We start from the raw sequence: 25,999 nt of genomic DNA, 5'->3' as shown, positions 1-25,999 counted from the left end.
TGCTAGGCAGTAAGCGAAGAATGCAGTGCAGCACGGGCCAGCAAGAAGCGTTCCGTGCTGCTGAATGGATTCTACTCTACACGAACTGCGCTGCGGCGTTGGCCGATGCCCAGGCCCACTGGAAGTTGAAACCGCCCAGGTGACCGGTGACGTCGAGCACTTCGCCAATGAAGTACAGCCCCGGGCTTTTCAGCGATTCCATGGTCTTGGACGACACTTCGCGCGTATCCACGCCGCCCAGGGTGACTTCGGCGGTGCGGTAGCCTTCGGTGCCGGCCGGTACCACTTGCCAGTTCGCCAGCTTTTCGGCGATCTGTGCCAGCTCTGCTGGGGTGTACTGCTTCATCGGCCTGGACTCGAACCACTGCTCGGCCAGCAGGTTGGCCAGCTTGCGGGTGAACACCTCGCCCAGCACGGTCTTCAGTTCGGCGTTGGCGCGCTCGGTTTGCATCTGTTGCAGCCAGGTGAGTGCATCGCGGTCCGGCAGCAGGTTGATCTCCACCGTGTCACCGGCTTCCCAGAACGAAGAAATCTGCAAAATCGCCGGGCCGCTCAGGCCGCGGTGGGTAAACAGCAGGTTCTCGCGGAAGCTGGTGCCGTTGCAGCTGGCGGTGCAGTCCAGCGAGGTGCCGGACAACTCGGTGCACAGTGCCTTGAGTTGGGGCTCGGTGATGGTGAACGGCACCAGCCCGGCGCGGGTCGGCAACAGGGTGTGGCCAAACTGGCGCGCCACCTGGTAGCCAAAACCGGTGGCACCCAGGGTCGGGATCGACAGGCCGCCGGTGGCGATCACCAGCGACTGGCAGGCGAACTGGCCACCGCTGGTCTGCAGCAGGTAGCCGGTTTCGGTCTTTTCGATCTGTTCGATGCTGGTGTGCATGCGGATTTCGGCGCCAGCCTCGTCGCACTCGGCCAGCAGCATGTCGAGGATGTCGCTGGCCTTGTTGTCGCAGAACAGTTGGCCGAGCTTCTTCTCGTGGTACGCCACACCGTGCTTGCACACCAGTTCGATGAAGTCCCACTGGGTGTAGCGGGCCAGGGCCGATTTGCAGAAGTGCGCGTTCTGCGACAGGAAGTTGGCCGGCTCGGTGTACATGTTGGTGAAGTTGCAGCGCCCACCGCCGGACATGAGGATCTTCTTGCCGGGCTTGTTGGCGTGGTCGAGCAGCAGCACCCGGCGGCCACGACGGGCGCTGAGCTGGGCGCACATCAGGCCGGCGGCGCCGGCGCCGAGGATGATGACGTCGGTGGAATGCACGGTGTTACCTCATGAATAGCCGGGGCCGCAAAGCGGCCCCAAAATAGGTCAGACGATGCGGACTTTCAGGGCGCGGCCCTTGATCTTGCCGCTGTTCAGCCGCTGCATGGCCTGCTTGGCCAGCGCCCGCTCCACGGCAACGAACGCCTGGAAGTCGAAGATGGCAATCTTGCCCACCTGCTTGCCCGGGATGCCGGCATCACCGGTCAGTGCCCCGAGAATATCGCCCGGGCGCAGCTTGTCCTTGCGCCCGGCTGCAATGCACAGGGTGCTCATCACCGGCAGCAGCGGCTCGCCGCCTTTGCTCTTCAGGCTGTCCAGCTGGTCCCAGCGCAGCGGGCTCTTCTGCAGCTCCTCGATGGCCTGGGCACGGTGGCCTTCGGCCGGTGCCACCAGGCTGACTGCAACACCTTTTTCACCCGCACGGCCAGTACGGCCCACACGGTGTACGTGGATTTCGGCATCACGCGCCAGCTCCACGTTGATGACCATGTCCAGGCCATCGATGTCCAGACCGCGCGCGGCCACGTCGGTAGCCACCAGCACCGAGCTGCTGCGGTTGGCGAACATGGTCAGCACCTGGTCGCGGTCGCGCTGCTCCAGGTCGCCATGCAGCGCCTGGGCGACGATACCCTTGGCGGTCAGGTGGGCAACCACGTCCTCGCACTGCTGCTTGGTGAAGCAGAACGCCACGCAGGACTGCGGGCGGTAGTGGCCGAGCACACGGGTGACGGCCTCCAGGCGCTGCTGCGGGTCGATCTCGATGAAGCGCTGTTCGATCTGGTTGTCGGTGTGCAGGCTTTCGACCTTCACCTGCTGCGGGTTGCGCATGAAGTCGGCGGCCAGTTGCTTGATGCCGGCCGGGTAGGTCGCCGAGAACAGCAAGGTCTGACGGCGCGACGGGGCCTTGCCGATGATGCTGGCGATGGCGTCGAAGAAGCCCATGTCGAGCATGCGGTCGGCTTCGTCCAGTACCAGCGTGTTCAGGCCATCGAGTACCAGGGTGCCCTTGTCCAGGTGTTGCTGGATACGCCCCGGGGTGCCGACGATGATGTGCGCACCGTGCTCCAGCGAGGCGATTTGCGGGCCCAGCGAAACGCCGCCGCACAGGGTGAGGATCTTGATGTTGTCCTCGGCGCGGGCCAGGCGGCGCAGCTCCTTGGCCACCTGGTCGGCAAGCTCGCGGGTAGGGCACAACACCAGCGCCTGGCAGCCGAAGTAGCGCGGGTTGATCGGGTTCAGCAGGCCGATGCCGAAGGCGGCGGTCTTGCCGCTGCCGGTCTTGGCCTGGGCGATCAGGTCCTGCCCCTTGAGGATGACCGGCAGGCTCTGGGCCTGGATCGGCGTCATCGAGGCATAGCCGAGGGCGTCCAGATTCGCCAGCATGGCGGCGGACAACGGCAGAGTGGCAAAGGCGGTGGATTCGGTGGTCACGAGGCTGGCCTGCGGTGCGAAGCGAAAAATGCCGCACAGTCTACCAGCCTCATGGCCATTCGCCCTACGACTCCATGTGTTCTTCCGGACGACGGGCACGCCTTCCGTCCGTCGGCGCCAGTTGCAGGAAGATCGCTGCCGCCAGCATGGCCATCACGCCGATGGTGACGAAGGTCAGCTGGAAGGCGCCCAAGGTGGACTCCACGCCTTCGGCGCTGCCCGCTGCGGTAAAGCCGCCCAGCAAGGCACCGGCACAGGCCACACCCAGGCTCAGGGCCAGTTGCGCGACCACCGACAGCAGGCTGTTGCCGCTGCTGGCGCTGGCGTCGTCCAGGTCGATCAGGGTCACGGTGTTCATCGCGGTGAACTGCATCGAGTTGACCGCCCCCAGCAAGCCCAACTGGATCAGCAGTACGGCGTAGGGCGTCTGCTCGTCGACCAGCCCCAGGCTGGCCAGCAGCAGGCCCAGCAGCAGGGTGTTGCCGGTGAGGATGATGCGGTAACCGAAGCGCTCGATCAGCGGGCGGGCAACGGACTTGGCCAGCATGGCCGCTGCCGCCAGCGGGATCATGCTCATGCCGGCCTGGGCCGGTGAGTAGCCCAGCGCGACCTGCAGTAGCAACGGCACCAGGAACGGCAGGGCGCCACTGCCCAGGCGCGCGAACAGGTTGCCGAGGATGCCGATGGCGAAAGTGCGCACGCGGAACAGGCTGGGCGAGAACAAAGGCTCCGGGTCGCGCCCGGCACGCAGCCAGTAGGCGGCCAGGCACGCCATGCCGGCGAACAGCAGCAACATCACCCGCAAGTGCGGCAGGTGCAGCTCGCCCAGGCCTTCCATGGCGATGGTGATCAGTACCATCGCGGCGCCAAACAGCAGGAAACCGGGGCCGTCGAACGTGGTGCGCTCGGCGCCGCGCAGGTCCGGGATGAACTTCCACACGGCAATGCAGCCGATCAGGCCAACCGGCAGATTGAGCAGGAAGATCCAGTGCCAGCTGAGGATTTCCACCAGCCAGCCACCGACCGTCGGGCCCAGCAAAGGGCCGAGCAGGCCGGGGATGGTGATGAAACTCATGATTCGCACCAGCTCGCTGCGCGGGTAGGCGCGCAGCACCACCAGGCGCCCGACCGGCAGCATCAAGGCACCGCCCAGGCCCTGCACGACGCGGGCGAAGATCAAAAAGCCCAGGCTGTTGGCGGCGGCGCACAGCAGCGAGCCGAAACTGAACAGCAGGATGGCGCTGAAGAAGATGCGTTTGGTGCCGAAACGGTCGGCGATCCAGCCCGAGGCGGGGATCAGCAGGGCCACGGTGAGCATGTAGGCAATGATCACGCCTTGCATGCGCAGCGGGTCTTCGGCCAGCGAGCGGGCCATGGCCGGCAGCGCGGTGTTGAGGATGGTGCCGTCCAAGGACTGCATGAAGAAGGCGATGGCCACCACCCAGGGGATCCAGCGGGCGGTGACGGGGTCTAGCGGTGGGCGTTCGGGCATGACTTCCTCGTTTGTCAGTGCCGGCCTCTTCGCGGGCAAGCCCGCCCCCACAGGTACTGCACCACATCTGAGGGTGGTGAATACCCTGTGGGAGCGGGCTTGCCCGCAAAGAGGCCGCTAATGCCTATCACAGTGTCAGGGTCAGGCCTTTGACCAGTGCCCCCGGCAAATGACTCGACCCGGTACTGCGCTGTCCATAGGTGCTGGTCGACAAGATCATCTCGCGCTCGCGGGTCAGGTCTTCCAGCTGGCTGCCAAGCAAGCTGTACAGGCTGTCATCGAAACGCATGGTGCTCACGGGCCCCTGGATCTGCCCGTTTTCCACCCAGAAGGTCGCGAACCGGGTCAGCCCGGTCATGCGCGCTGCCGGCAGGTCAGAGTAGTTCAGGTACCACAGGTTGCTGATGTACAGCCCGGTGCCCAGGCGCTCAAGAATGTGCTCGCTCGCCAAGTTGCCCGGTGCCAGGCTCAGTGCGCACGGCGACTCGTAGCTGTCGGCACCATTGGCCAGCAACTCGAATTCGGCCGCACTGCGCGCACTGATCAATCGCTGCCGAGCCTCACCTTGCTGGATCAATGGCACATCCAGGCGTGGAGCCCCCTCATCGGAAAACGCCGGGCTCAGCGACCCGCTAACCTGCTCGGAGAAACTCACCAGCGGGCTCAGCCGGGCATCACCGTTGTACAAACGCTGCAAGGCGCTGTTGCCGGTGGCCAGCGCCTGCGCGGAAAAACCGCCCCAGCACAGCATGCCGGCGATTTCGTCCATGGCCGCCGGGGCCAGGTAGGCGCGGTAGCTGCCGGGCTTGAGGGTGATCGCCGGGCGGCCGAGGAAGCCCAACTGTTCTCGCGCCTGACGCAGGCGCGCGGTGAAGTCATCGATGTTCCACACCTGGCCGGCATAGTTGGCCTTCACCGCCTGGCCGTTTTCATGGAACAGGCTCCAGTCGAAGTTGAAGCTGTTGGCCTGGTGCCAGCCAAAGGCGCCGAACGAACTGGCAAAGCCCCGGCAGATCGGGCCGGCAGCGTAGATACCGACCAGGTCCAGCTCGCCTGCTTCGCGGTCGAGCAGGGCCAGTACTTCGTCCAGTTCGGGCAGGGGCTGCGCCTGCAGGCTGTGGCTTTGCCAGGCACTTTCGTCTAGCCGCAGATAAGGGTCAACGGCCAACAGTGGCAAGGTCTGGCGCAGTTGCTCCAGCGCATCGCCAAGGCGCTGGCGATCCAGTTGCGCGTCGCCACTCAAGGTCACCTGCTGTTCCGCCTGGCGGCCATCACGGACCAACCGCAGTTGCGCGCTGGCCTGGCTGACAGTGCCGGCCTGGCGCACCTTGGCGTGGTTGAAACGCACGAATTGCGACTGTTCGGCGCTGTAGCCGAGGGTGAACTGCTCGTCTGCTTGCAGGGCGGCGCGCACATCCCCGACCAGGGTTTCGAAAGCATTCTTCATCAGGCATCTCCTCCGAATACGTCGATCTGGCGGAATACGCAGGCGGGCGAGGCATGGCCGACCCGCACCACCTGGTTGGGCTCGCCCTTGCCGCAGTTGGGCGTGCCGAGTACCTGGAAGGTGCTGCGATCGCCTACTGCCGACAGGTTGCGCCAGAACTGTGCGGAGATGCCGCGGTAGTTGGGGTTCTTGACGATGCCCTTGAGCTCGCCGTTTTCGATCAGCTGGCCCCATTCGCAGCCGAACTGGAACTTGTTGCGTGCATCGTCGATGGACCAGGAGCGGTTGGTGCGCATCAGGATGCCGTGTTCGATGCCCTTCACCAGTTGCTCCAGGCTCTGGTCGCCCGGCTCGATGTTCAGGTTGGCCATGCGGTCGATAGGCGCTCGGTTCCAGCCGCAGGCGCGGCTGTTGGCCACGCCGTCCAGGCCCGAGCGGAACTGCGACAGTGCGCCACCCAGCGGGCGCAACAGCAGGCCGTCGCGGATCAGGAACTGTTTGTTGGCCGGGGTACCGTCGTCATCGAAGCTGTAGCTGGCCAGCTCTTCGCCGATGGTAGGGTCGAAGGTCACGTTCAGCAGGCTGGAGCCGTACTGCAGATGGCCGAAATCACTGGCTTTGACGAAGCTGGTGCCAGCGTAATTGCGCTCGTCACCGAGGATGCGGTCCATTTCCAGCGGGTGGCCGATGGACTCGTGAATCTGCAGCATCATCTGGTCTGGCATCAGCAGCAGGTCGCGTGGGCCGCTGGGGGTGTTGGGTGCCAGCAGCAACTGCAGTGCCTCGTCGGCAACCTGCCGGGCGGCGCCCACCAGCCCGCAACGCTCGATGATTTCGAACCCGCCCTGCTGGCCGAAGTTATCGCGGCCCAGGCTGCGGCTCTGGCTGTCCTGGCCATCGCTGGCGGTGACACCCAGGCCCGGGAACAGGAAGCGCTGGGCGTGGCGCAGTTCGGCACCGGCCGAGTTCAGGTAGGTTTGCTCGACCAGGGTCAGGCCCAGGCTCGCCTGCCAGTCCACCAGGCGGCTGTCCTTGGGCACGCTGGCCGACTCGGCGGCAAGCAAGCCAAGGCAGTCGGCCAGGGAGGGCACTGGCTGGTCGAAGTTGGGTGAAACATGGTCGTGACGGGCGTTGGTCACGGGTTGGTCGCGCAGGTCGAGCAGGCTGTGCGGGGTGATCTGCCGGGCCAGGGCCTCGGCCTGCTCCAATGCGCGTTGCAGGCCAGCCTGGGACAGGTCGGCGGTGGCCGCGTAAGCCTCCACGCCATTCACCCGCACAGTGAGCATGGCGCCTTCGTCCTGGCTGAAGAAGGGCGGTTCGGCAACGTTGCGCCGAACCGACAGCGCCTGATGCGACTGTTTTACATGGCGCAGGGAAAACAACTCGGCCGTGCTGCGCAGCGCGGCAAAGCGCTGGCGCAGCAGGGCGCTGGTATCGAACATGTGGAAGCCTCCGTGTACATGGTGGCTCCCCCTTAGAACCACTCGTCCTGCATGGTGAGGCAAGTGTCGTCGCGCGCCTCCAGCAATGCCAGCTCATTATGGCAGCCCGGTACTTCCCAGGTCAGGAAATAACGCGCGGCCTGCAGCTTGCCAAGGTAAAAGTCGCGGTCGCTGGCGTTACCCTTGAGCAGGCCAAGCTCGGCGTGAATGGCCTGTTCCAGCCAACGCCAGCCGATCACGCAGTGGCCGAACGCCTTGAGGTACAGGGCCGAGTTGGCCAAGGCGCCAGCAACTTTGCCCTGAGCCAGGTCGCCGAGCAGGGCAAGGGTCACGCTTTGCAGTCGGTTGACCAATTGCTCCAGCGGCTGGCGTAGCGGGTCGAGGTTCGGGTGATGGCTGGCGCGCTCGGCCGTACCGGCGATCAGGCGGATCAGTTGCTTGAGGCCGGCGCCATTGTTCTGCGCCAGCTTGCGGCCGAGCAAATCGAGCGACTGGATGCCTTCGGTGCCTTCGTGAATCGGGTTCAGGCGGTTGTCGCGGTAGTACTGTTCTACCGGGTATTCGCGGGTGTAGCCGTGGCCGCCGAGAATCTGGATGGCCAGTTCGTTGGCCTTGAGGCAGAAGGCCGAGGGCCAGGATTTGACGATCGGGGTCAGCAGGTCGAGCAGCTCCTGAGCCTGCTTGCGAGTGCTTTCTTCGCTGGCGGTCTGGGTGTCGTCGAACAGGCGAGCGGCGTACAGGCCCAGGTCGAAGGCGCCTTCGACGTAGGCCTTCTGCGCCAGCAGCATGCGTTTCACATCGGTGTGTTCGATGATCGGCACGGCCGGGCTGTGCGGGTCTTTGTTGTCTGGCAGCCGACCCTGCGGGCGCTGGCGGGCGTATTCCAGCGAGTACAGGTAACCGGCGTAACCGAGCATCACCGCGCCCATGCCGACGCCGATGCGTGCCTCGTTCATCATCTGGAACATGCAGGCCAGGCCTTGGTGCGGCTGGCCGACCAGGTAGCCGACGCACTCGCCGTTGTCACCGAAGTTCAGCGCGGTAGAGGTGGTGCCGCGCCAGCCCATCTTGTGGAACAACCCGGCCAGCAGCACATCATTGCGTGGGCCACGGCTGCCGTCCTGGTTCACCCGGTATTTCGGCACGATGAACAGCGAGATGCCTTTCACCCCGGGCGGCGCATCCGGCAGTTTGGCCAGCACCATGTGCACGATGTTGTCGGACAGTTCGTGATCGCCGCCGGAGATGAAGATCTTGTTGCCCTTGAGCCGGTAGCTGCCGTCGCCGGCAGGTTCTGCCCGGGTGCGGATGTCGGCCAGCGACGAGCCGGCATGGGGCTCGGTCAGCGCCATGGTGCCGAAATAGCGGCCCTCGATCATCGGCTGCAGGAACAGGCGCTTTTGCTCGTCGGTGCCAAAACTCTCGATCAGGTTGGCCGCGCCCATGGTCAGGAACGGGTAGGCCGTGGTGCCGGCGTTGGCGGCCTGGAAGTGGGCGAAGCAGGCTTGTGAGACCAGGCTGGGCAGCTGCATGCCGCCGGCTTCGAAATCGCGGTTGGCGTTGAGGAAGCCGGCTTCGAGGAAGGCATCGACCGCGGGTTTCACCTCCGGGATCAGTTCGGCCCGGCCGTCCACATAGCGCGGCTCGTTTTCATCAGCCTTGCGGTTGTGCGGGGCGAAGAATTTTTCGGCGATGGTGCGGGCAGTGGTCAGCGCGGCGTCGAAGGTTTCGCGGTTGTGCTCGGCGAAGCGCGGGCGCTGAGTGAGGGCTTCGGCGTCGAGGACTTCGTAGAGTTCGAAGGCGAGGTTGCGGGAGCTGAGCAGGGTCTCGGGCATGGTGGCGGTCCTTGGGCGGGCGTGAGCCGAGTCTAGGAGTGCCCTGAAAGGGCTGGCTACCATGATTGATTCAGATGATGTTCAGCCACAGGCTCCTTCATTTCGTGCGAACTGCACAGGGCGCCTCCCTCAGGGTTGGAACAGCGTGCCGTCGGCATTCAATGGGCGGAAATATCCCTTGATGCAGTTGGTGCTGCGTACGCAGAGCTGAGTGTGGGTTTGCTGCCGGAATGACGTGCCTGGATAGAGCGGGGCGCCTTCAAGAAACGGCGAGCGAATCGACTCGTATGGTTTTAGTCCGACGTGTTTTCTCGCGGAGTGGAGGGCCTTGAATACAGCGCAATCCAGGAAGCGTTTCAAGTTGTCAGGGTCGCCTGAGAAGCCGGGCTTGTTCTCAGGAAGGCTTTCGGTGCTACCGGTCAGGAGGCAGTAAGCCGCCCCAAGCTCCTGCAATGCGCCTTCCTCTGTCAAATTGAGGCAAAGTCCCAGGTCAATGACTGCGCCGACAACGAATGGGTCGTTGATAGATCCTTGGCCTCGTTTGTATCGCTTTATCAACTGCGCATAGCTGAGTGCGCGCTCAGGGCTATTTTCCCAGAGATAGGCGCCTTCACCGAGCCAGTCGTATTCATTGACGCTGGGTGCAATTGGCTCACCTGCCAAAATGGCTTCGCCGGTCTTACGATCACAGCCATGAAATCCAAGAACGAGTGACGGAAGCAGCTGATACATTTATCGGTACTTGGCCTTGAGAGTACCTTTGGCGGTGAACATGCCTAGCTGAGCACGGAATGCTTTCGCCTCAGCGGGGTATCTTTCGAAGACCTCAGCCAATTGTCGAATGCGCTGGGCAGATTCTATATACGGGTTATCAGCCTTGGACTTGTTTGGGGCCTTTGTAGTCATTCCGACCTCCAGTGGGTCGTACAGGTTGGCAATCATGATAAACCTCATGAACCGATCGTTGGGTTTGCCAGTGTAACGCCTTCAAAAAACCTGAAAATCTCAGATTTCTACCCTGTCTTGTAGTCCATTTCCCAAACATACTCCCAGCCCCCTTCAAGCCATTGCGGTGCTCTGGGTAGGGCCTTGGTCTCGTGTGGCATGCCTTGCCGTAATGCCCGCGAGCTGTCCTCGGAGTTGATGGGCTGCGCACAACTTGAGCGCGATGGCCAAAGCGCTGATGGATGATGCTGAGTTGGGATGAGGCCGTGAAGGCTTGCTTTCAGGTTGTATAAAGGCGTCAGACATTTCAAACCAAGCGCCCATAAAAAAGGAGAGCCGAAGCTCTCCTTTATCAACAACCCTCAGCTTCAGCCAATGGTCATCAAGCTGGCATTACCGCCCGCAGCAGCGGTGTTCACACTCACCGCCCGCTCGATCACCAAGCGCTCCAGTGCAATCTGGTGATCCCCGCTGGACAGCCCGTGTACACCGACGATTGCCCCGGCGCGCTTGGCCACCTGCTGGCAAACGCCACGCAGCTGGTCCGAGTCGCCATGGTGGATCACGGCGTCGAACGCCACTTCATCCTTGTTCCAGTCCGTCACCAGCTTCACCTTGGCCTGCAGCTCACGCGGCAGGCGCTGGCGCAGGGCTTTGCCGGGTTCGCCGTCAGCCCATACCGCCGAGCTGCCCACCGCCAGCACGGCAGCGAACTGGGCCAGCAGGTCGGCCTCGTTGTCGGCCAGGCACAGCACGTGCTCGCGCGGCAGGATGGTGTAGCTGTTGCGCTCGCCGGTCGGGCCTGGCAGCAGGCGGGCGATGCCGCTCTGCGACTGGCTGGCGAACTGGCTGCACAGCGCGGCCAGGTCGGCCAGCTGGTTGCTTTCTGCCCAGGCCTTCAGGCCGTGCAGCGGCTTGATCAGCTGATCGTGCAGGGTACGGTCCGGCTTGCCTTCGCCATCCTGGTGCTGGAAGTGGCGGCCAATCGCGTCGGCCGGGCGGGTCGACAGCAGGCGGTACAGGTACAGCGGACCGCCGGCTTTCGGGCCGGTACCAGACAGGCCTTCACCACCGAATGGCTGCACACCCACCACCGCACCGACGATGTTGCGGTTGACGTACATGTTGCCGGCGTTGGCGGTTTCCACGACTTTGGCGATGGTCTCGTCGATGCGGGTGTGCACGCCGAGGGTCAGGCCGTAGCCGGAGTTGTTGATCTGCTCGATCAGCTGGTCCAGGTTGCGACGGTTGTAGCGCACAACGTGCAGCACCGGGCCGAAGATTTCGCGCTTCAGTTCGTCGAAGCTTTCCAGTTCGATCAAGGTTGGCATCACGAAGGTGCCGCGCTTGATTTCGGCGGCATCGGCGATTGCCACTTGATAGACCGAGCGGCCTTTCTCGCGCATGCCCTGGATGTGCTTCTCGATGCCGGCCTTGGCTTCGGCGTCGATCACCGGGCCAATGTCCACGGCCAGGCGGTCCGGGCAGCCCAGGCGGCTTTCGGCCATGGCGCCCTTGAGCATTTCGATTACGCGGTCGGCGGAGTCTTCCTGCAGGCACAGCACGCGCAGGGCCGAGCAACGCTGGCCGGCACTGTCGAAGGCCGAGGACACCACGTCGATCACCACCTGTTCGGTCAGTGCCGAGGAGTCGACGATCATGGCGTTCTGGCCACCGGTTTCGGCGATCAGCGGGATCGGGCGGCCCTGGTTGTCCAGGCGGCCGGCGACGTTGCGCTGCAGCAGGCGGGCCACCTCGGTGGAGCCGGTGAACATCACGCCTTTGACGCGCTCATCACCCACCAGGCCGGCACCGACGGTTTCACCGCGACCTGGCAGCAGTTGCAGCACGCCTTCAGGGATGCCGGCTTCCAGCAGCAGGCGCACGGCCTGGGCTGCGATCAGTGGGGTTTGCTCGGCTGGCTTGGCCAGCACCGGGTTACCGGCGGCCAGGGCAGCGGCCACCTGGCCACTGAAGATCGCCAGCGGGAAGTTCCACGGGCTGATACATACCACCGGGCCCAGTGGGCGGTGGGCGTCGTTGCTGAAGTCGTTGCGGGCCTGCACCGCGTAGTAACGCAGGAAGTCCACGGCTTCACGCACTTCGGCGATGGCGTTGGCGAAGGTTTTGCCCGCCTCGCGGATGAGCAGGCCCATCAGCGGCTGGATTTCGGCCTCCATCAGGTCGGCGGTGCGCTCCAGAATGGCGGCGCGCTCGGCGGGCGGGGTGGCCTGCCAGATCGGTGCAGCATTCAGTGCGCACTGGATGGCGTTGTCGACATCGGCGACGGTAGCTTCCTGTACATGGCCCACCACGTCGCGGTGGTCTGCCGGGTTCAGCACCGGTGCGGCGGCACCTTGGCTGGCCGCGCAGGCCAGCAGCGGGGCGGCTTTCCAGTCGTTGTGAGCGGTGGCCAGCATGGCGCAGGACAGCGACGCCAGGCGGTGTTCGTTGGCCATGTCGATACCGGCCGAGTTGGCGCGCTCGCTGCCATACAGATCACGCGGCAGCGGGATACGCGGGTGCGGCAGGCCGATGCTGCCTTCCTGGGTGCCCATGCGCTCGATGCTGGCGACCGGGTCGGCAACCAGTTCCTGGATGGAGATCGAGTGGTCGGCGATGCGGTTGACGAACGAGGTGTTGGCGCCGTTTTCCAGCAGGCGGCGTACCAGGTAGGCCAGCAGTGTTTCGTGGGTGCCGACCGGTGCATACACGCGGCACGGGCGGTTCAGCTTGCCGTCGGCAACCTTGCCGACCACTTGCTCGTACAGTGGCTCGCCCATGCCGTGCAGGCACTGGAACTCGTACTGGCCCGGGTAATAGTTCTGCCCGGCAATGTGGTAAATGGCCGACAGGGTGTGGGCGTTGTGGGTGGCGAACTGCGGGTAGATGGCTTCCGGCACGGCCAGCAGCTTGCGGGCGCAGGCCACGTAGGACACGTCGGTGTACACCTTGCGGGTGTAGACCGGGTAGCCTTCCAGGCCTTCGACCTGGGCGCGCTTGATCTCGCTGTCCCAGTAGGCGCCTTTTACCAGGCGGATCATCAGGCGGTGGCGGCTGCGCTTGGCCAGGTCGATGACGTAGTCGATCACGTACGGGCAGCGTTTCTGGTAGGCCTGGATAACAAAGCCGATACCGTTCCAGCCGGCCAGCGACGGTTCGAAGCACAGGCGCTCGAGCAGGTCGAGCGACAGCTCCAGGCGGTCGGCCTCTTCGGCGTCGATGTTCAGGCCGATGTCGTACTGCTTGGCCAGCTGGGTCAGCGACAGCAGGCGCGGGTACAGCTCTTCCATCACGCGCTCGTACTGGGCGCGGCTGTAGCGCGGGTGCAGCGCCGACAGCTTGATGGAGATGCCCGGGCCTTCATAGATGCCACGGCCATGGGAGGCCTTGCCGATCGAGTGGATGGCCTGCTCGTAGGACGCCAGGTACTTCTGTGCGTCGTGCTCGGTCAGTGCCGCTTCGCCGAGCATGTCGTAGGAATAGCGGAAGCCCTTGGCCTCGAAGCGGCTGGCGTTGGCCAGGGCTTCGGCAATGGTTTCACCGGTGACGAACTGCTCGCCCATCAGGCGCATGGCCATGTCGACGCCCTTGCGGATCATCGGCTCGCCGCTTTTACCAATAATGCGGGTGAGCGAGGAGGTCAGGCCGGATTCATTGTGGGTGCTGACCAGCTTGCCGGTCAGCAGCAGGCCCCAGGTGGCGGCGTTGACGAACAGCGACGGGCTGTTGCCCAGGTGCGGCTGCCAGTTGCCGGTGCTGATCTTGTCGCGGATGAGTGCGTCGCGGGTGCCCTTGTCGGGGATGCGCAGCAAGGCTTCGGCCAGGCACATCAGCGCTACGCCTTCCTGGGACGACAGCGAGAACTCCTGCAGCAACCCCTGAACGATACCGGCACGGCCGCCAGCGCTCTTCTGGTTGCGCAGTTTTTCGGCGATGCCGGCGGCCAGCTTGTTGGTGGCCTCTGCCAGCGGGGCGCTCAGGCGCGCCTGCTCCAGCAGCATCGGCACCACTTCCTGCTCGGGGCGGCGGTAGGCGGCAGTGATTGCCGAGCGCAGCACCGACTGCGGCAGGATGCTCTCGGCGAATTCGAGGAAGCACTGGTGGCTGTGGTCAGCCTGGACTTCGCCGGCGTCGTCCGCCAGGTTGCTGACATGACCGTTGAGTTCGGTCAGGGTGGCACCACCCTCGAGCTTCTCCAGGTAGTTGAAGATCGCTTGCTTGATCAACCAGTGCGGCGTGCGGTCAATGGACTGCGCAGCTGCTTTGAGTCGCTCACGGGTCGGGTCGTCGAGTTTGACCCCAAGGGTGGTAGTCGCCATTTCTTATCCTCGTTATTGCCACGGTTGTGGCCTAAGCTGGCGTCAAGAGTATCTGTAGGACAATTCGGGTGCAACCAGGTGCAACCCGAATTTTTTGTGTAAAAGGTGCAACTCGTCTGACAGTCATTTCCACACGATGGAAAGGGACGTTTTCGGTGCTTTTTATTCTGAAAAAAACGGCTTGATGCGCCAAAAAGGAGCAAAAAAGCAGCTTTATCGGAAAATGCACGGGCAGGTGCAACTTGCAAATGAAAAAGGGTTGCACCCGCTTTGCGTTGTTGCATAGCATTCGCCGCCTGGGTGCAACCGCCATGGCTGCGGTTGTGCATGAGATAAAAACAAACGCCAGGGCACACGTATGGGCAACCCACTAACGATCACCTTCGTGATCTACATCGCGGCAATGGTGCTGATCGGCTTCGCCGCCTATCGCTCCACCAACAACCTTTCCGACTACATCCTCGGCGGTCGTAGCCTGGGCAGCGTGGTGACCGCGCTTTCCGCTGGCGCTTCCGACATGAGCGGCTGGCTGCTCATGGGCCTGCCGGGCGCCATCTACTTCTCTGGTCTTTCCGAAGCCTGGATCGCCATCGGCCTTACCGTCGGTGCCTACCTGAACTGGCTGTTCGTCGCCGGCCGCCTGCGCGTGCAGACCGAGCACAACGGTGATGCACTGACCCTGCCGGATTACTTCTCCAGCCGCTTCGAAGACAACAGCGGCCTGCTGCGGATCATCTCGGCCATCGTCATCCTGGTGTTCTTCACCATCTACTGCGCCTCCGGCATCGTTGCCGGTGCCCGCCTGTTCGAAAGCACCTTCGGCATGCCGTATGAAACTGCCCTGTGGGCAGGTGCTGCGGCCACGATTGCCTACACCTTCGTGGGTGGCTTCCTGGCAGTGAGCTGGACCGACACCGTGCAAGCGTCGCTGATGATCTTCGCGCTCATCCTCACCCCGGTGATCGTGCTGATCTCGACCGGTGGCTTCGACACCACCTTCGCCGCCATCGACGCGGTGAACCCGGCCAACTTCGACATGCTCAAGGGCGCGACCTTCGTCGGCATCATCTCGTTGATGGGCTGGGGCCTGGGCTACTTCGGCCAGCCGCACATCCTGGCGCGCTTCATGGCTGCCGACTCGGTGAAGTCGATTGCCAACGCTCGCCGTATCTCCATGACCTGGATGATCCTGTGCCTGGCCGGTACCTGTGCCGTGGGCTTCTTCGGTATCGCCTACTTCTCGGCGCACCCTGACCTGGCGGGTCCGGTGACTGAAAACCACGAGCGTGTGTTCATCGAGCTGGCCAAGATCCTGTTCAACCCATGGATCGCCGGTGTGTTGCTGTCGGCCATTCTGGCGGCAGTAATGAGCACCCTGAGCTGCCAGCTGCTGGTGTGCTCCAGTGCCCTGACCGAAGACTTCTACAAAGCCTTCCTGCGCAAGAACGCTTCGCAGGGTGAGCTGGTGTGGGTCGGCCGCCTGATGGTACTGGCCGTTGCGCTGATCGCCATCGCCATGGCCGCCAACCCGGAAAACCGCGTGCTGGGCCTGGTGGCTTACGCCTGGGCTGGCTTCGGTGCGGCCTTCGGCCCGGTAGTGCTGATTTCGGTACTGTGGAAAGGCATGACCCGTAACGGCGCGCTGGCCGGTATCGTGGTGGGTGCGCTGACCGTGATCCTGTGGAAGAACTTCGACACCCTCGGGTTGTACGAAATCATCCCGGGCTTCCTGTTCGCCAGCATCGCCATTGTGCTGGTGAGCAAGCTGGGCAGCCCGTCGCAGTCGATGGTCAAGCGTTTCGAAACCGCTGATGCGGCTTATCACGCTGACAAGTAATACCCGTTGAATCGGCGGCGCCTGCTTCGCGGGCGCCACCGATCAGCAGCAAGGCCTGACTCCGCCTGCAAGGCAAGGTAAACTTGCCACCCCCGCAGGAGTTGCCATGAACTATCGTCACGCCTTCCACGCCGGCAACCACGCCGACGTCCTCAAACACATCGTGCTGACCCGCCTCATCGCCCTTATGGCGCGCAAGGAGCAGCCGTTCGCCTACATCGATACCCACGCAGGGCTTGGTCTGTACGACCTGCAGGGCGACCAGGCAACCCGTACCGGCGAGTATCTGGAAGGCGTTGCCCGCTTGTGGAATCGTGACGATCTGCCTGCCATGGCTGCCGATTACCTGCGCGTCATCAAGCGCCTGAACGCCGACGGCGAGCTGCGCTACTACCCCGGCTCGCCCGAGCTGGCCCGCCGCCTGATGCGCCAGCAAGACCGTGCCCTGCTCAACGAGAAGCACCCCGAAGACGGGCCGCTGCTTAAAGAGAACATGAAAAAAGACCCGCGCGTGGTCGTGCACCTGGGCGAAGGCTGGCATGTGCCGCGTGCCTTGCTGCCCGTGCAGGAAAAACGCGCGATCATGCTGATCGACCCGCCGTTCGAACAGGCCGATGAGCTCAAGCGCTGCACCAATGCCATGAAAGAGGCGATTGGCCGCATGCGCCAGACTGTTGCGGCCATCTGGTACCCGATCAAGGACCAGCGCTCGCTGACCCGCTACTACCAGGACCTGACCAGCACCGGCGCGCCGAAACTGCTGCGGGTCGAGCTGTATGTGCACCATCAGGACAGTCCGCAGGGGCTCAATGGCTCTGGTCTGGCCATCGCCAACCCGCCGTGGGGGCTGGAAGAAGAGCTCAAGGAGCTGCTGCCGTGGCTGGCCAAGGAGCTGGCGCAGACCGACGGCAGCTACCGCATGGACTGGCTGATCGCCGAATAATAGTGCTTGCCTGTACCGGCCTCATCGCCGGCAAGCCAGCTCCCACAGGTACACCGCTGCCTTCAAGGGCGATGCAGTACCTGTGGGAGCTGGCTTGCCGGCGATGAGGCCAGTACAGGTTGCCGCGTTGCGCACATGTTTGCGTTATAATCCCGCCCTTTAGCCGCCACCCGCCCAAGAGGCCGCTGGCGCATTTTTACCGAATGAAGAGGCTAATCCCTTGGCATTGACGATCCTTGGCCTGTCCGGCGCCCTTAGCCATGACCCTTCCGCGGCCCTGTACATTGACGGCAAGCTGATTGCCGCCGCCGAAGAAGAGCGCTTCGTGCGTGACAAGCATGCGAAGAACCGCATGCCCTACGAGTCGGCGAAGTTCTGCCTGGAACAGGCAGGCATCAAGCCGTCCGACGTCGACGTGGTAGCCATCCCGTTCGCCCCGATCAGCCTGTTCGGCAAGGCGCGCTGGCACTATGCCAAGCGCTACTGGTACGCCCCGGATCGCGCACTCGACGCCATCCTGATGGGCAACCGTCGCTACAAGCGCTACCGCAAGAAGATCGTCTGGTGCCTGGAGCAGCTGGGCTTCGACCCGAAAAAGGTCAAGATCGAGCCGGTCGAGCACCACTTGGCCCACGCCTCCAGTGCCTACCACTGCTCGGGCTTCAAGGAAAAAACCGCCATCCTCGGCATCGACGGTAAAGGCGAGTACGCCACCACCTTCTTTGGCTATGGCGAAAACGGCAAGATCCACAAGATCAAGGAGTTCTTCGACCCGGACTCCCTGGGTGGCCTGTACGGCGCGATCACCGAGTTCCTCGGCTTCGAAATGCTCGACGGCGAGTTCAAGGTCATGGGCATGGCGCCGTATGGCGACGCCAGCAAGTACGACTTCTCGCGCCTGGCCAGCTTCGAAAACGGCGAACTGGTGATCAACACCGAGTATGCCAACGTTATCGGCCTGCGCCGCTATAAAGAGAAGGGCAAGGGCTTCTACTTCTCGCCGAAGCTGATCGAATGGCTGGGCCCCAAGCGCGAAGGCGACATCGCCGACGAGCCGTACATCCATTACGCGGCCAGCATGCAGGCGCTGTTCGAGAAACTGGCGCTGCAGATGATCGACCATTACCTGGGCGATACCCTGCGTGAAACCGGCAAGCTGGCCTTCGCCGGCGGCTGCGCGCTGAACGTGAAACTGAACCAGAAGATCATCGCCCGTCCGGATGTGAAAGAGCTGTTCGTCCAGCCGGCCTCTGGCGACGCCGGTACTGCCGTTGGCGCCGCGGCCTATGTTTCCCACGCCCGTGGCGTACCGGTCGAGAAGATGGAACACGTCTACCTCGGCCCGTCGTACTCCAACGAAGACGTGATCGCGGCCTGCGCCCGTCACCCGAACCAGCCGAAGTGGCGCAAGCTGGAGAACATGCCTCAGCAGATCGCCCGGATCATGGTCGACGGCAACCCGGTGGCCTGGTTCCAGGGCCGCATGGAGTTCGGCCCGCGTGCCCTCGGTGGCCGTTCGATCATCGGCTGCCCGAGCGTTGAAGGCGTGGCTGACCGCATCAACCACCAGATCAAGTTCCGCGAACGCTGGAGACCGTTCTGCCCGTCGATGCTCGACACCGTCGCCCCGCAGATGATCAAGGTCGACCACCCGGCGCCGTTCATGACCTTCACCTTCGAAGTGGCTGAAGAGTGGAAAACCCGTGTGCCGGAAGTGGTCCACGAGGACGGTACTTCGCGTGCCCAGGTGCTCAAGCGTGAGTACAACCCACGCTACTACGACATGATGAAGGCGCTGGAAGACCTGACCGGCAACGGCGTGTCGCTGAACACCTCGCTGAACCGCCGTGGTGAGCCGATGATCTGCTCGCCGACCGATGCCCTGAACATGTTCTTCGGCTCGGACCTGCAGTACCTGATCATGGAAGACATCCTGGTCGTGAAGGACGGCGCTGCCGCCTATGACCAGCCGCTCTGAACCGCGCATCCTGCAGTTCTGCCATGGCTATGACGGGCCTTTCCTGGATTGCGCCCGTCAGTACGCCAGCCTGTTCCAGGGGCGTGGCTACCAGGTCACCACGGTGTTCCTCACCGGCGCTGCCGACCCGCAGGTAGCGGCGGGCTGCGCGTCGGACGAGGTGCTGTTCCTGGAGTTCAGCTCCAAGGCCGTGCGTGGCCTGAAGCTCGGCGCCATCCGTGCCTTGCGGCGGATCGCGGCCGAGCGCAATTTCGCGTTCTGCATTGCCCACCGCTTCAAGCCGATCTACGTGGCCCTGCTGGGTACCGGCCTGCCGGTGATTGGCGTGCACCATGCCTTTGGCGACTACGAGCGCAAAGGCCGCCGCCTGTTCGCCAACCTGTTCAGCAAGCGCCTGAGCCTGCTGGGCGTGTCGGACGCCGTGCGTGACGATATGCGCCGCTGCCTGCCGCAGTGGCCGGCCGAACGCATCCAGACCCTGTACAACCGCATCGATATCGACGCCCTGCAAGCGGCACTGGTGCCGCGCGCCGAAGCACGCCAGACCTTGGGCCTGGATGCACAGGCATGGATCGTCGGCAATGTCGGGCGCCTGCACCCGGACAAGGACCAGGCAACCCTCTTGCGTGGTTTTGCTCAGGCGTTGCCAGGGCTGCCAGCCGGCGCGCGTCTGGCGATTCTCGGCAAGGGCCGGCTGGAGGCCAAGCTCAAGGCCCAGGCCGCCGAGCTGGGCATTGCCGGGCAAGTGGACTTCCTGGGCCAGGTGCCGGATGCACGGCGCTATTTCCAGGCGTTCGACGTGTTTGCCCTGAGCTCTGACCATGAGCCGTTCGGCATGGTCCTGCTCGAAGCCATGGTCGCCGGTGTGCCGGTGCTCGCCACGGCATGCGGCGGGGCTCGCGAAGTGGTCGAGAGTGTGGGTGTGCTGTTCCCGCTGGGCGATGCTGCACAGTTGGCGCAGGGGCTGAAGCATCTGGCCGTGCTGGACGGCGAGCAGCGCCAGGCCTGTGCCGAGCACATGCTGCAGCGTCTGCGTGAACGTTTCTCTGACCAAGCGGTGCGTGAGGCCTTCTGGCAGTTGCCGCAGGTACGCGCGCTGGTGGGGCAGGCTTGATGCTCAATCGAATTCAGGCCTTCCGCGAACGCGGTTGGCAAGTTATAGACGCCAAGGCCTATGCCGAGGCATGGGCGCGCTTTGGTGGCAGTGTTGCCACTCATCCGCTGGTGGTCGAACAGCTGGCAGACCTGGCACAGATCCCGGTGCGCTACCTGGGCTGGCATCAGGCGGGTGAGCTGAAGGCCGCCATCCCGACCTGGGGTCGTCACCTGGCGCTGTCCAAGGATGTGCTCAAACGTGCCGGCAAGAAAGCCCTGTTCGATCTGGGCAATGCCGAAATCATCCTGCCGGCGGCAGCCGATGCCGCTGCACCGCTGCGCCATGCCGCGCGCTACCTGTCCGATCTGAACCAGGGCCGCTTCAGCGGCCTCAAGGCGCAGAAGGAACAGCTGGCCATGGCCCGCGCCCCTGAAGACCTGTCGAAGAAATTCCGCTACAACCAGCGCCGCGAACTGCGCCTGCTGGAAGAAGCAGGTGGCGTGGTACGCCCGATCAGCGACTTCAGTGCGCAGGAAATCGCCAGCATGTACTGCGACCTGTTCCAGCGCCGCTGGGGCTTCCCGGCCACCGGTGCCGAGCACATGGCCCAGGTGCTGGAGCGCCTGCAAGCGCTGCTGATCGGCTCGGTACTGCTGCTGGATGGCAAGCCGATTGCCATCCAGCTGGTGTACCGCGTCGAAGCGCCGGAATGGATCAGCGTCGAGTACATCAATGGCGGCGTAGACCCTGAAACCAAGGCGTTCAGCCCGGGCAGCGTGCTGAGCTTCCTCAATACCCAGGCTGCCTGGGAAGACGCCCGTGCGCGCAACAAGCCACTGCGGTTCTCGTTCGGCCGTGCCGACCGCGAGTACAAGGACCGCTGGTGCAACCCTGTGCCGGTGTACCAGGCGTGAGCCGCAAGCAGCAGTTGCTCAAGCGCCACCGGCGCAACAAGCGCCTGGGCTTGCTGGCGGGCCTGGTTGCGTTGGTCGCCTTGGGTGTTTTCAGCTGGTGGTGGCTGCCATTGCTGCTGTTGCCGTTGGTCTGGGCGGCTCACGAAGCCTGGTTTGCCGACCATCTGTTCTACGCCCCGGGCGAGGATTACGCCTACGACTTCGGTGAGCAGGCGCGGGAAGTGCCAGCCAGCCTGCGCGATGGCCAGCTCCAGGCCGATTGCGTGCTGCAGGGTGACGAAACCCTCATGCTCGAGCTGCAGGTAAAAAGCTCCTGGCTGGGGCGGTTTCTCGACCCTCGGGTAGAGCTGGGCGCTGCTGAGCAGGCTGACCGGCAAACGTTCGAGCGTGGTGTCGATGGCGTACGTTTTCTCAACCTGACCGGCCTGGCCGTGCCCTTGCAAGCGGGTACCTTGCGCCTGCGCGGTCGCCATTGTCGGCTGCAAGGCCAGCCGCGCCTGTGGATAACCCCCGCTGTCGAGTTGCAACGTCGCCGTGTGATGGTGATCGCGCCGCATGCCGATGACGCCGAGCTGGCTGCATATGGCCTCTACAGCCAAGCCGACGAAACCTGGGTGGTCACCCTGACAGCTGGCGAAATCGAAGCCGAACACTACCAGCAGATGGGCCTGGAAAAAGCCGAGGCTGCCCGCCTGAAGGGCCGCTTGCGTGCCTGGGACAGCATCGCCGTGCCGCGCTGGGCGGGTGTGCCGGAGTCACGTTGTGTGCAGCTGGGTTACTTCTGCCTGCAACTGCCTGCCATGCAGGCCGCGCCCGATCAGCCGGCTGCTTCCCGTGAAGCTGACCTGGCCGATATCCGCGTGTTCCGCCAGTTCAACCCGTTCCCGCTGCCGGCCGACCGCGATGGCGTGCCAACCTGGCGCAACCTGCTGGCCGACCTGCGGGCCTTGCTGGAAATGGCCAAGCCGGAAGTGTTGGTGATGCCGCACCCGCAACTCGACCCGCACCCCGACCACATCTGCGCCCAGGCGGCCGTGCTGGAGGCCCTGCAAGGCCTGGCCTGGCAGCCGCAAACCTTGTTGTGCTACGCCAATCACCTGCACGACAACGACCGCTGGCCGATGGGCGACAGTGGCGACGGCGTGGCCTTGCCGCCGCAGTTGAGCGCAGCCCAGGCCTGGGCACCCTGCAGCCTGGTGCTGGACCTGGCCACGCAGCGCGACAAGGCCATGGCCCTGGGCATGATGCACGACTTGCAGCCACCGGCCCCCTTCAAGCGCCGCTTGCGCCGCCTGCTGCAACGCTGGCTGGCCGGGCGGCAGCCCTCGCCTTACGGGGAGAACGAGTTCTTCCGCAAGGCCGTGCGCAGGCACGAACTGTTCTGGCGGCGTGAACTGTAAGCACGCCCCATGGTTGACCGCGATGGCGCAGAGCGCCCAAGGAACGTTATGAAAGTCCTATTTCTGGTACAGAAGGAACAGCGGGCTATTCTCGACCGCCTGTACGACGGCGTCGCGGCCAACTGCGAGTGCGACCTGCGCTGGCTGACCAGCGATGACCAGCGCAACCTGCGACGCTATTTCAAGCGTGAAGTGCAGGTCGAGCGCTATGACCGCATCGTGTTCTTCCTGCGCTTCAAGCAGGAGATTCGCCAGGTGGCCTTCATCCGCACCGTGCCGAACCTGGTCATCCTCGAGCACGATGCCTACCAGAACTACATCCCGTGCAAGTACACCGGCAAGTTCAGCGCCCATTACCGGCAGCTGCCATGGGCGCGGGTCATCAGCTCGGGCTACATGGTCAGCGAACGCCTGCGCCAGGAAGGCTTCGATGCGGTATTCGTGCCCAAGGGCTATGACGAGCAACTGCTGGCCGACCAAGGGCGTGAGCGCGACATCGAACTGGCCTTCGTCGGCAGTGTCAACAGCGTGGCCTACAGCGGCCGCAAGGCGCTGCTGGACGAATTGGGGCAGGTCGAGAACCTGCTGGTTACCCGTACCAAATCGGGCGAAGACTACTGCAACACGCTCAACCGTATCCGTTTCTTCGTCAGTGCCGACGTCGGCATGGGCGAATACATGATCAAGAATTTCGAAGCCATGGCCTGTGGCTGTGTATTGCTGGCATACGACCAGGGCGAGGAAGAGAACCGCGCGCTGGGCCTGCAGGACATGCACAACGTGGTGTTCTATGACAACATCCCGACCCTTCAGGAAAAGCTCCGCCGTTTGCGGGCAGACCCTGAACTGGCCCGGCAGATTGCAGAAAATGGCCGCCATCTGGCGGTTTCGCGTTTCAGTTTCGCCGCAGTTGGACGTAGCATCGTCGACCACATGCGCCCGGCGCTCAGGCCCCACCCGCCATTGTCTGCATGGCAGCGGCTGCGCCTGAAGCTTGGCATCTAAATAAGAGCTTTCACGCCCAGGAGCGGGTTGTTGAAGGCCGTTTGTCGCAATGCGGAGGGAGTCCGGTGCGCTTTTCAAATGAGAGTGACGTCACGCTCGTCGTGACCAGTTGTGGGCGGTTCGATCTGCTCAAAGATACCCTTGAGAGTTTCGACCGCTACAACACCGCGCCCATTCGCGAGGTATTCATCACCGAAGACTCCGGTGACGATGCTGTGCATGCCGCTGTGCCAGAGCACTGGAAACCGCACTGCAAGGTGTTCGTTAACCGGCCCAAGCTTGGCCAGTTGCCGTCTATCGACCTGGCCTACAGCCACGTCAAGACGCCGTACATCTTCCACTGCGAAGACGACTGGCATTTCTATCGCCAAGGCTTTGTCGAAGACTCGCAGGCCATTCTGGATGTGAGCCCCAACCTGTTGCAGGTATGGCTGCGCAGCCATGCTCACGACCTGGCCATCCACAGCCCTTACATCCACTTGGGCGATCGGCAGGTGATCGCGGGTGTGCCTTGCTACCCGCTGCTGTCCGACAAGGCTGAATGGCAGGCGTTTTCGCTCAACCCCGGTCTGCGGCGTTTGAGTGATTACCAGCGCTGCGCGCCATTTGCCGCCTATGCTGGAGAGAAGGCGCTTTCCCGACGCTACGCTGAGTTAAATCTGACAGCGGTCACCTTGGAGGGTGATGCAGTATTGCACACTGGATTCGGTAATCACGTGACCTTGCCCATCGAAGTGGAGCGCAAGGCCAAACGCCGTCAACGTGATCGGATCAAACTGGCATTGACGCTGGTGACGGGTGCCTTGATCGGCATGGGTATCACCATTTTTGTTCAATGAAGTCGCTGTCCCACCTGACATGAGCGGGAGAGGGCCCATGAACATCGTCAATATGATGTGGGCGGGTGGAACGCCGTACATGTCCATCCACAAGGTGCATCGCCAAGTGCTGTCGCACGCAGGTACCGATGCCCGGATCAGTAACTGGTTGCTGCTGGGAAGCGGGTTGTGTTGCGGTCTTGGCTCGACCCGGGAGTGGCACATGCCACTGCGTGCGCTTAAAGGGCGGCACCTGTGGCGCCTGTTGCGGCCCTGGTTGCGCTTGCGTTTGCGCAAGGCGCTGGCTGAGGCCAAGGCTGAGGTCGTGCTGCTCGACGGTATTGGTGTCGCGCGGCTGGTGCTACCGCTGTTGCAGAACATTCCCCAGGTGCGGGCAAAGGTGCTGTTCCATGGCAAGACGCGCCTGAACAGTAGCGATGTACGCTTGTTGCGTATGTTCCCCGCCGAGCGCCTGAGCATCGCAGCGGTGTCGCATACACTGGCCGAATCGCTGGAGCACGACTTGGGCAGGCCGGTGCAGACCCTGCGCATGGCGCTTGACCCGTTAGCGTTCGTCGAGCCGTTGTTGAGCCGTGACAGGGCCAGGCAGGCGCTGCAGTTGCCTGCTGCGACCGGGGTGATGCTGGGCGCGGTAGGGCGGTTGGTGGAAAGCAAAGGCTTCGAGATGCTGATCGAGGCGTTTGCCCGGGCCAGCACACATCAGCCGGACCTGCAGTTGGCCATTATTGGCGAAGGCCCTCTGCACGCCGTGCTGCAAGAGCGTATCGATGCACTGGGCCTGGCCGCGCGCGTTCACCTGTGCGGTCACCGTGAAGACCTGCAGCAGTTGTATCGGGCGTTCGATTGGCTACTGGTGCCTTCTCGCTCTGAAGGCCTGGGGCTGGTGGTGCAGGAGGCGGTCATGGCCGACGTGCCGGTGGTGTGCAGCGACCTGCAAGTGTTTCGCGAACAGTTGCAGGATACCGGCGGTTACCTGCCGGTAGCCGATGAAGGGGCATGGGCCGAGGCAATCGAACGATGCACGTCCCTCAACGCCCAGGCGCTAGCCGCCCGGCAGCGTCAGGCGCTGGCGCCGGAGCAAGCCTGGCAGGCCTTCTGCAATGGCTCGCAGAGCTTGCTGCGCAACTGACGTTCAGCGTGCCAGCAGGGCCGCCTCGAACGCAGCGAGGGGGAACCGGTCACCCAGGTTCTCCCGCTCGATATAGCGCACCATGTGCTGCACATTGCGACGAATCATGCGTGCCGACAACGGCGGGCGCAGGAAACGCATGTCGGCCACGTCGATCAGGCCCAGGCGCTGGTCGGGGGTAACCACCACGTTGCCCAGGTGCAGCGAGCGGAAGTACACGCCGCTGTGGTGCAGCTGGCGAACCAGCTGAATCAGCTGCGGCAGGTAGGTATCCCAGCTGAACCCTTCATCGCGCGACATTTGCAGCAGGGTGCGCCCGGGCAGCGGGCGATACAGCACGGCGGTACGGCCTGGCAGGTCGAGCTTGTGCTGGCTGATCACCTCGAGCGTAGGGATGCCCAGTTGTGCCAGTCGCGCAGCGTTATCGACGAAGCGCTGCGAGTAGGGGCGCAACAGTGCAGATGAAATCAGCCGCTTCCTACGAAAAACCTTGAGGAAATTTCCATCCTTGAGCAGGTAGACTTTGGCGCCATGGCTGTCTGCCTCAAGCACCTGTGCGCCTTGTGTCAGCTGATCGAAGTCGACCTGGGTGAGCCGGGAGCATTGCATGAATAGAGCCTTGTCGTCTGGCGAGCAAAATGACCGGCAATAATGCCGAAAATAATGCTGTTGCACCATGGATG

19 protein-coding genes and 1 pseudogene are annotated in these 25,999 nt (G+C 63.5%); 10 read left to right on the top strand and 10 right to left on the bottom strand.

From position 1 onward, the window contains the following. Positions 1-76: 76 nt before the first annotated feature. From QQ992_RS25705 to QQ992_RS25670, 8 genes are all read right to left on the bottom strand, one after another. Positions 77-1,258, bottom strand: a complete 1,182-nt coding sequence (locus tag QQ992_RS25705) for a BaiN/RdsA family NAD(P)/FAD-dependent oxidoreductase (RefSeq protein WP_016712376.1) — start codon at positions 1,256-1,258, stop codon at positions 77-79. A gap of 48 nt (positions 1,259-1,306) precedes the next feature. Then, positions 1,307-2,644: an ATP-dependent RNA helicase DbpA gene (gene dbpA / locus QQ992_RS25700; protein ID WP_286114001.1), complete on the bottom strand. Its 1,338-nt coding sequence runs from the start codon at positions 2,642-2,644 to the stop codon at positions 1,307-1,309. Positions 2,645-2,756: 112 nt separating this feature from the next. Beyond that, positions 2,757-4,184: a multidrug transporter subunit MdtD gene (mdtD, locus tag QQ992_RS25695; RefSeq protein WP_286111540.1), complete on the bottom strand. Its 1,428-nt coding sequence runs from the start codon at positions 4,182-4,184 to the stop codon at positions 2,757-2,759. A gap of 127 nt (positions 4,185-4,311) precedes the next feature. Continuing rightward, positions 4,312-5,631, bottom strand: coding sequence for a TldD/PmbA family protein (locus QQ992_RS25690; protein ID WP_286111539.1), 1,320 nt, complete (start codon positions 5,629-5,631; stop codon positions 4,312-4,314). Beyond that, positions 5,631-7,073, bottom strand: coding sequence for a TldD/PmbA family protein (locus tag QQ992_RS25685; RefSeq protein ID WP_286111538.1), 1,443 nt, complete (start codon positions 7,071-7,073; stop codon positions 5,631-5,633). The genes QQ992_RS25690 and QQ992_RS25685 overlap by 1 nt, the downstream gene beginning before the upstream one ends. 32 nt (positions 7,074-7,105) lie before the next feature. After that, the gene (locus tag QQ992_RS25680) at positions 7,106-8,908 is read right to left on the bottom strand and encodes an acyl-CoA dehydrogenase (RefSeq protein WP_286111537.1); all 1,803 of its coding nucleotides are present in this window, start codon (positions 8,906-8,908) and stop codon (positions 7,106-7,108) included. A 129-nt stretch (positions 8,909-9,037) separates the two neighbouring features. Further along, complete coding sequence (locus QQ992_RS25675) at positions 9,038-9,640, bottom strand: hypothetical protein (RefSeq protein ID WP_286111536.1); 603 nt, start codon at positions 9,638-9,640, stop codon at positions 9,038-9,040. Beyond that, on the bottom strand, positions 9,641-9,850 hold the full coding sequence (locus QQ992_RS25670) for a hypothetical protein (RefSeq protein WP_286111535.1): 210 nt from the start codon (positions 9,848-9,850) through the stop codon (positions 9,641-9,643). A gap of 159 nt (positions 9,851-10,009) precedes the next feature. Here QQ992_RS25670 and QQ992_RS28200 point away from each other — a divergent pair. Beyond that, positions 10,010-10,115, top strand: a pseudogene (locus QQ992_RS28200) (DUF3077 domain-containing protein); the annotation flags it as partial. Between the two features lie 106 nt (positions 10,116-10,221). On the opposite strand, the gene putA reads toward QQ992_RS28200, so the two are convergent. Then, on the bottom strand, positions 10,222-14,175 hold the full coding sequence (gene putA, locus QQ992_RS25665; protein WP_286111533.1) for a trifunctional transcriptional regulator/proline dehydrogenase/L-glutamate gamma-semialdehyde dehydrogenase: 3,954 nt from the start codon (positions 14,173-14,175) through the stop codon (positions 10,222-10,224). 358 nt (positions 14,176-14,533) lie between these two features. On the opposite strand from putA, the gene putP reads away from it, so the two are divergent. The 9 genes from putP (at position 14,534) to QQ992_RS25620 (ending at position 25,316) form a co-directional block, all read left to right on the top strand. Next, positions 14,534-16,012 carry a sodium/proline symporter PutP gene (gene putP / locus QQ992_RS25660; protein WP_119371631.1) on the top strand — a complete coding sequence of 493 codons (1,479 nt, stop codon included), beginning with the start codon at positions 14,534-14,536 and terminating at the stop codon, positions 16,010-16,012. A gap of 106 nt (positions 16,013-16,118) precedes the next feature. After that, complete coding sequence (locus tag QQ992_RS25655) at positions 16,119-16,955, top strand: 23S rRNA (adenine(2030)-N(6))-methyltransferase RlmJ (protein ID WP_286111532.1); 837 nt, start codon at positions 16,119-16,121, stop codon at positions 16,953-16,955. 220 nt (positions 16,956-17,175) lie between these two features. Then, positions 17,176-18,933, top strand: a complete 1,758-nt coding sequence (locus QQ992_RS25650) for a carbamoyltransferase family protein (protein WP_286111530.1) — start codon at positions 17,176-17,178, stop codon at positions 18,931-18,933. Beyond that, entirely contained in the window at positions 18,917-20,047 is a 1,131-nt protein-coding gene (locus QQ992_RS25645; RefSeq protein ID WP_286111529.1) for a glycosyltransferase, read from the top strand. The genes QQ992_RS25650 and QQ992_RS25645 overlap by 17 nt, the downstream gene beginning before the upstream one ends. Beyond that, the gene (locus QQ992_RS25640) at positions 20,047-20,943 is read left to right on the top strand and encodes an antimicrobial resistance protein Mig-14 (protein WP_016712361.1); all 897 of its coding nucleotides are present in this window, start codon (positions 20,047-20,049) and stop codon (positions 20,941-20,943) included. Before QQ992_RS25645 ends, QQ992_RS25640 begins: the two co-directional genes overlap by 1 nt. Then, positions 20,940-22,343, top strand: coding sequence for a PIG-L deacetylase family protein (locus tag QQ992_RS25635; RefSeq protein ID WP_286111528.1), 1,404 nt, complete (start codon positions 20,940-20,942; stop codon positions 22,341-22,343). The genes QQ992_RS25640 and QQ992_RS25635 overlap by 4 nt, the downstream gene beginning before the upstream one ends. Positions 22,344-22,391: 48 nt before the next feature. Further along, entirely contained in the window at positions 22,392-23,348 is a 957-nt protein-coding gene (locus QQ992_RS25630; protein ID WP_016712359.1) for a glycosyltransferase family protein, read from the top strand. Positions 23,349-23,413: 65 nt separating this feature from the next. Continuing rightward, positions 23,414-24,187 carry a glycosyltransferase family 2 protein gene (locus tag QQ992_RS25625; protein WP_286111527.1) on the top strand — a complete coding sequence of 258 codons (774 nt, stop codon included), beginning with the start codon at positions 23,414-23,416 and terminating at the stop codon, positions 24,185-24,187. 37 nt (positions 24,188-24,224) lie between these two features. Further along, positions 24,225-25,316, top strand: coding sequence for a glycosyltransferase (locus tag QQ992_RS25620; RefSeq protein WP_286111526.1), 1,092 nt, complete (start codon positions 24,225-24,227; stop codon positions 25,314-25,316). Between the two features lie 3 nt (positions 25,317-25,319). Here the strand turns inward: QQ992_RS25620 and QQ992_RS25615 are convergent, their stop codons facing one another. Continuing rightward, on the bottom strand, positions 25,320-25,925 hold the full coding sequence (locus tag QQ992_RS25615) for a serine/threonine-protein kinase (RefSeq protein WP_016712356.1): 606 nt from the start codon (positions 25,923-25,925) through the stop codon (positions 25,320-25,322). Positions 25,926-25,999: the final 74 nt, after the last annotated feature.

This window comes from Pseudomonas kurunegalensis (assembly GCF_030291635.1).
In the GTDB taxonomy this organism is placed as follows: domain Bacteria; phylum Pseudomonadota; class Gammaproteobacteria; order Pseudomonadales; family Pseudomonadaceae; genus Aquipseudomonas; species Aquipseudomonas monteilii.
The sequence above is the reverse complement of the archived record's forward strand: the minus strand, read 5'-3'. Positions and strand labels throughout refer to the sequence as shown.

Bases quoted from the DNA above. Each gene is read 5' to 3' on its own strand.
- dbpA (WP_286114001.1), bottom strand. From the start codon at position 2,644: ATGCTGGCGAATCTGGACGCCCTCGGCTATGCCTCGATGACGCCGATC.
- mdtD (WP_286111540.1), bottom strand. From the start codon at position 4,184: ATGCCCGAACGCCCACCGCTAGACCCCGTCACCGCCCGCTGGATCCCC.
- QQ992_RS25690 (WP_286111539.1), bottom strand. From the start codon at position 5,631: ATGAAGAATGCTTTCGAAACCCTGGTCGGGGATGTGCGCGCCGCCCTG.
- QQ992_RS25685 (WP_286111538.1), bottom strand. From the start codon at position 7,073: ATGTTCGATACCAGCGCCCTGCTGCGCCAGCGCTTTGCCGCGCTGCGC.
- QQ992_RS25680 (WP_286111537.1), bottom strand. From the start codon at position 8,908: ATGCCCGAGACCCTGCTCAGCTCCCGCAACCTCGCCTTCGAACTCTAC.
- QQ992_RS25675 (WP_286111536.1), bottom strand. From the start codon at position 9,640: ATGTATCAGCTGCTTCCGTCACTCGTTCTTGGATTTCATGGCTGTGAT.
- QQ992_RS25670 (WP_286111535.1), bottom strand. From the start codon at position 9,850: ATGATTGCCAACCTGTACGACCCACTGGAGGTCGGAATGACTACAAAG.
- putA (WP_286111533.1), bottom strand. From the start codon at position 14,175: ATGGCGACTACCACCCTTGGGGTCAAACTCGACGACCCGACCCGTGAG.
- putP (WP_119371631.1), top strand. From the start codon at position 14,534: ATGGGCAACCCACTAACGATCACCTTCGTGATCTACATCGCGGCAATG.
- QQ992_RS25655 (WP_286111532.1), top strand. From the start codon at position 16,119: ATGAACTATCGTCACGCCTTCCACGCCGGCAACCACGCCGACGTCCTC.
- QQ992_RS25645 (WP_286111529.1), top strand. From the start codon at position 18,917: ATGACCAGCCGCTCTGAACCGCGCATCCTGCAGTTCTGCCATGGCTAT.
- QQ992_RS25640 (WP_016712361.1), top strand. From the start codon at position 20,047: ATGCTCAATCGAATTCAGGCCTTCCGCGAACGCGGTTGGCAAGTTATA.
- QQ992_RS25630 (WP_016712359.1), top strand. From the start codon at position 22,392: ATGAAAGTCCTATTTCTGGTACAGAAGGAACAGCGGGCTATTCTCGAC.
- QQ992_RS25620 (WP_286111526.1), top strand. From the start codon at position 24,225: ATGAACATCGTCAATATGATGTGGGCGGGTGGAACGCCGTACATGTCC.
- QQ992_RS25615 (WP_016712356.1), bottom strand. From the start codon at position 25,925: ATGCAATGCTCCCGGCTCACCCAGGTCGACTTCGATCAGCTGACACAA.